The following is a 4,708-nucleotide window of genomic DNA, read 5'->3' as shown; positions in this document are numbered from 1 at the left end:
CCGAGGTTTCGTGGGACGGGGTGTGGTGGTGGTCTCGCCCCGACGGGGTGCTGCAAATTCAGCCGTTGTCACGGTTGGCTAAGAACCCCGAGCTGCTCGCCCCCTACGGGGTGTCTTCGCCACTATGGGTGACCAACCCGACGCTGCTGCTACAGCCGTTGGTGCCGCGCACCGCTGAGGTGGCCCGATCGGCTGAGGCGTCACCGTTGGTCAGTGTCGTCGGGGCGGCCTGGCTCCTGATGGGCCAACCCACCGTCGCCTCCACGCGCGTTCTCGGCAGTGCACCGTCGACGCAGACCGAGGAAGGCTCTCGTGCGGCTGCGGACCCGAACCGGGTGAGCATCATAGAGTTGCGACGCCCCATGAGCCCGCCCGGGGAACGCGATGGTTCATCGGGTGACCGTCAGTACCGACACCGATGGTGGGTGGGCGGTCATTGGCGTCAGCAGGCGTGTGGGCCCAACCATGCCGATCGGCGCCCGAAGTGGATCGCCCCGTACGTCAAGGGTCCAGAAGGCGCCCCACTCAAGACCGACCGCGTTCACGTGTGGCGCCGCTGAAGACAGCCGAACCCCGGGGCGGAACCTTTCGTAGCTGATCGCGTTTTGTGGGGTGTGGGAACCGAGGAGTGATATGCCTGGCAGGGTTGAATGGTCGGAACTTGGTGGCGATGAGGCTGAGACGGTCTTGGCCAACTTGCTTTATAGCGAGCGTAGGTCTTCGACCCGGGTCCGCCCATCGCGTGGCGACTTCGGCATCGACGTGCTAGACCCGAGCAAACGCGAAGCTGGCAAGTACGACGTCTATCAGATCAAGCGCTACGCGAAGACGCTCACTGCCTCGCAAAAGAAGGAGATAGAGAAGTCGTTCCGGCGGGTGCTGGTAGGTCTAGTCCGCAGAGAACCGCCCGTGCCGCTGGGGGATTGGTACCTGATCGCGCCAGTCGACAATACCGTCGACAATCAGCTCGACTGGTTTCATTCCATGCCCGATAACGTTATCAACGAGATGTTCGAGGATGCCGAGCTCGCGCTGAACGAGGACGAAAAGCAACGCATTACCGCGTGGCGTAACGCCCCTGGGCGAGTCATCAAGTGGGAAGGGCGCGCATTTTGCGAGACGCTGGCCGGTGAATACCCCTACGTCATCGACTATTACCTGCACGGTGGCGCCGAGCGTCTCCGCTCGGCGGTCGCTGAGATGTCAGCGATCCTGCGGCGCGACGTATCGGCGGGAGAAGCATTGAGTACGGGAACCGTTGATGACGTGGCGCTCGTAACACCAGCCGAGATTTCTTCGCATCTCGACCGGATATTCAAGGTGCTCGACACTGACCCACACTTTAGATACGAGTTCAGCATTGACCTCGAACCCGGTGAGATTACACGCCGTGACGGCATGATTGCAGCCACGCAAGAGATCCAACCTGACGGCCGAACACTTACTTTCCGTGTGTACCAACGCTTCTCCGAGTCACAGCGTGAACGCCCGATCCCATTTCGGCTGCGGTTCGCAGCCGAGGATGCGGCTTTCGATGAAGACGCTTACGACAGTTGGCGCAAGTACGGAACGCCGTTGAGTGCGCCGGCCGAGGTCGACATTGATCTGCCCGGGGGTCTGGGGGCTCCGCTGTCCGGGGGGCTCACCGAGGTACTCCTTCAGAGCCAGGGCGAAGACTATGCTGCACGTTTTCGCATCCGCAGGTCCGACGGAACATACAGCCCCACATTGACCTTCTCGATCACGGCTAGGACCGGCCCCGAGCAGACCGGCGTGTGGGAGTCGGGCACTGATGAGTCGGGTTATCTGACGTTTGACATTCGTACGGATCTTGAAACACGTTCCGGCACCTGGGGTTTCACCAGGGCGCGAATCGTCGGTGAGGAGATCGATGCAGTCCTGCCCAGTATCGAGTTCCTCCAGAGCATCGCCACTGGCAACGTTCTGGAGGTCGCTCAGCGAGTCGGCCCGTTCGTCGACTACCGTGAGATCCCTTCTCATGAGGCCGCCTTCCCCGACGACGTCATGGTCTATCTGCGGGCACTGTCTGTCATTCAGACTTCGACGTCTACGCCAGTCCTTATCCCGGATTTGACGACTGTTAGCGCCACTGATGCTCGCGACGTAGCCGAGGCCGCGGCACTGATCGGTGGTCAGACCGTCTTCGGCGACTGGGCATCAATCCGGTTCAAGGACGACGCATCCTCGCCGACAGTAGGGCCAAACCTAGAGGAGCGTGAGGTCAGTCTTGACGACCACTATGAGGTCCAGATCATCGAACCGTTGATCGTGAAGATCGGCGACCAAGAGTTGACGCTCGGTGCTGTCGAAAGGCGCTTGCTGTCAGTGGGTTACGAGATCGACGATGGCGAGATCGTCGGCCGCCCGCTCACCAATGACACCGCTTACCGCCGATACTTAAGAGGCCTGCCTGCGCCCGACCGAAACAGCCGGCCGGTGAAGGGAAAGTATCTCGGCACCCGGTCGGAGGCGTTTGACGAGCAACAGTAATGCCCGATCAATAGGCCAGTCTGCTACGGGAAGCGGCAGGTAACAGTGACGCGCTGCCACCGGTGAGTACCTTCGAAGCGTGACCCGCGCTTCGCTGTTCCCCGACCGCCTCGCGGCCCCTGCGCCCATGTTGGCGACGCTGGGCCAGGCCCCGCACGGCGATCAGTTTGCTGTAGAAGTGAAGTTTGATGGCCAGCGGGGAATGCTGACTGTAGATCCCCGGGTGCGGGTGACGTCCCGCAATGGGGCGGACATCACCGAAACCTTCCCCGAGTTGTCCGCGGTCGCAGCTGCAGTCGGTGGCCGTCGAATGATCCTCGACGGTGAGATCGTCGCCGTCGACGAACACGGGCGCCCGTCGTTTAGACGGCTTCAGCGGCGGTTCCCTCAGCAGCGTCGGCCCAGCGGGCAGCTCGTGCGTGAGGTGCCCACGCGATTTCTCGCCTTCGATGTGGTGAACATCGACGGCGAAGACATCACGCACTGGCCTTACCGGGAGCGCCGCGAGCTGATGGACACACTGATGGTGGTGAAGCGTTCGCCAGCACTGACGGTGCCGAGGCACTGGACCGATGTCGCTCCTGCGGACATGCTCGCTATCTGCGCTGATCAGCACCACGAGGGCATCGTGTGTAAACGACTGGATTCGCCATACCGGTCGGGCCGATCCCGGGACTGGATCAAATGCCCAGTGCGCGCGACAACCGAGGCGGTGATCGTGGGGGCGTTCGCCGGCCGTCGCGGTGAGGTTGGGGCCCTGATCCTGGCCGCCCACAACGATGCGGGCCAACTCGTGCTGCTGGGTCAGGTGGGCACTGGTTTTAGCGGTGCTGAACGTCGCCGTCTGGCCACACTGTTGGCCGGGACAGAGGTTCCAGCGCCGCCGGTGGCGGAGGGGGCCTCGATGTCGGGGGTCCAGTGGTTCAACCCGCGGTATGTCGGTGAAGTTGCCTACCGCGAGTATCACGCGGGCAAAGGTCTGCGCCACGCGTCGTGGAAGGGACTCCGTACTGCGCCCGTGTCGGGGGTGTGTTTGCCGCTCGATGCCGGCGCGGCGCCCGGCTGATTACGAGTGGGTGCCCCACCAGGCGTAGAGCTGGTCCAGCCGAGGGTCGGTGGGGCCACCGGATTGCACGTCGGCGATGAGCCGTTGCGCGTCGTTGGTCCACACCACGCGCGGGCGCCCATTGTTCAGCCCGCACAGCACGGTTCCGCGGGTGACGGCGGGGGTGTCGTTGCGTCGCCACGGGCCGGGAGACTGGATGTTGCCGGGGCAGACGACCACTGTCGTGGATTCGACGAGCTGGTCGAACGTGGTGCGCAGCGCCTCGGGTCCGCGGGTCAGGGTGTAGGTGGCGCTGCGGGGTCCACCGGGGTCGGTGTTTGGTCCGCAGGTGATCACCGTCGCGCCATCGGGGGATGGTGCTGGGGTGCATGCGTCGGCGGGATAGCCGGACGGGAGTAGCCGCCGGAGATCTTGCAGCGCTGCGGGCGGGGCCGCGGTGGTCGTCGGTGGCGTCGCCGTGGGCGCGGTGTCGGGCGGGTCGGAGCCGCGTCCGATAAGCCACACCGACAGGGCGATGATGAGCACTGCGGCGACTGCGAGTGCCGCGATCAGCTGGCGCCGTTGTGAAACGGCACGCGTGTGGGGGAGCAGGCTAATGAAATCCGCTGCTGCGCCGTGGGACTCGGCCCCGCGTAGCTCAGTGTGGGGTGGCGGCTCGTCGCGATCGGCGGGCGGTGCCGCTGGAGCCGAGGTCGGGGGGAGGGTGAGTGCCGCGCTGGCCGCGGCCGCGAAGTCGCCGGCGGTGGGGTAGCGGTCAGCGGGATTCTTGGCCAGCGCCTTGGCGATCACGCTGTCCAGTTGTGGTGAGGCCCAGCTGAGCCGGTCGGACACGCGGGGCGGGGTGGTGTCCAGATGAGCTTTCACTGTGGCGCCGACCCCGGCGTCTGTCGGGTAGGGGTGTTCTCCAGTCAGCAGCCGAAAGAGCGTGCATGCGAGGGCGTAGACGTCGGCGCGTCCGTCCAAAGCTGCTGTCCCGGTGATGACTTCGGGCGCGCTGTAGGCCAGGGTGGCGCTCATGGGCCCGTCGCCAGTTCCGCGGCTGTGGGGGGACAGGGCGGCACCGAAGTCGGTGAGCACGACGCGGTCGAGACCGCCCGGCAGTTTCTGGGCGGCGATCAGGAAGTTCGAGGG

The 4,708-nt window shown here is 64.6% G+C and carries 3 protein-coding genes and 1 pseudogene; 3 read left to right on the top strand and 1 reads right to left on the bottom strand.

Going from position 1 to position 4,708, the window contains the following annotated elements:
• The 3 genes and pseudogenes from H7I57_RS32240 to ligD all read left to right on the top strand — a co-directional run.
• Positions 1-560 (top strand): annotated as a pseudogene (locus H7I57_RS32240) (hypothetical protein); the annotation flags it as partial.
• 73 nt (positions 561-633) lie between these two features.
• Complete coding sequence (locus H7I57_RS32235) at positions 634-2,511, top strand: hypothetical protein (protein ID WP_264028475.1); 1,878 nt, start codon at positions 634-636, stop codon at positions 2,509-2,511.
• Positions 2,512-2,590: 79 nt separating this feature from the next.
• Entirely contained in the window at positions 2,591-3,577 is a 987-nt protein-coding gene (ligD, locus tag H7I57_RS32230; RefSeq protein ID WP_264028473.1) for a non-homologous end-joining DNA ligase, read from the top strand.
• Here the strand turns inward: ligD and H7I57_RS32225 are convergent.
• Positions 3,578-4,708 (bottom strand): serine/threonine-protein kinase (locus tag H7I57_RS32225; protein ID WP_264028472.1); only part of this gene is annotated, 1,131 nt, incomplete at its 5' end. It abuts the gene before it with no gap.

It is taken from the genome of Mycolicibacterium pyrenivorans, from assembly GCF_025821625.1.
GTDB lineage: Bacteria > Actinomycetota > Actinomycetes > Mycobacteriales > Mycobacteriaceae > Mycobacterium > Mycobacterium pyrenivorans.
This window is presented reverse-complemented; position numbering and strand designations above follow the sequence as displayed.

What these genes read in the sequence shown, in the direction of transcription:
- H7I57_RS32235 (WP_264028475.1), top strand. Translation starts at nt 634, where the DNA reads ATGCCTGGCAGGGTTGAATGGTCGGAACTTGGTGGCGATGAGGCTGAG.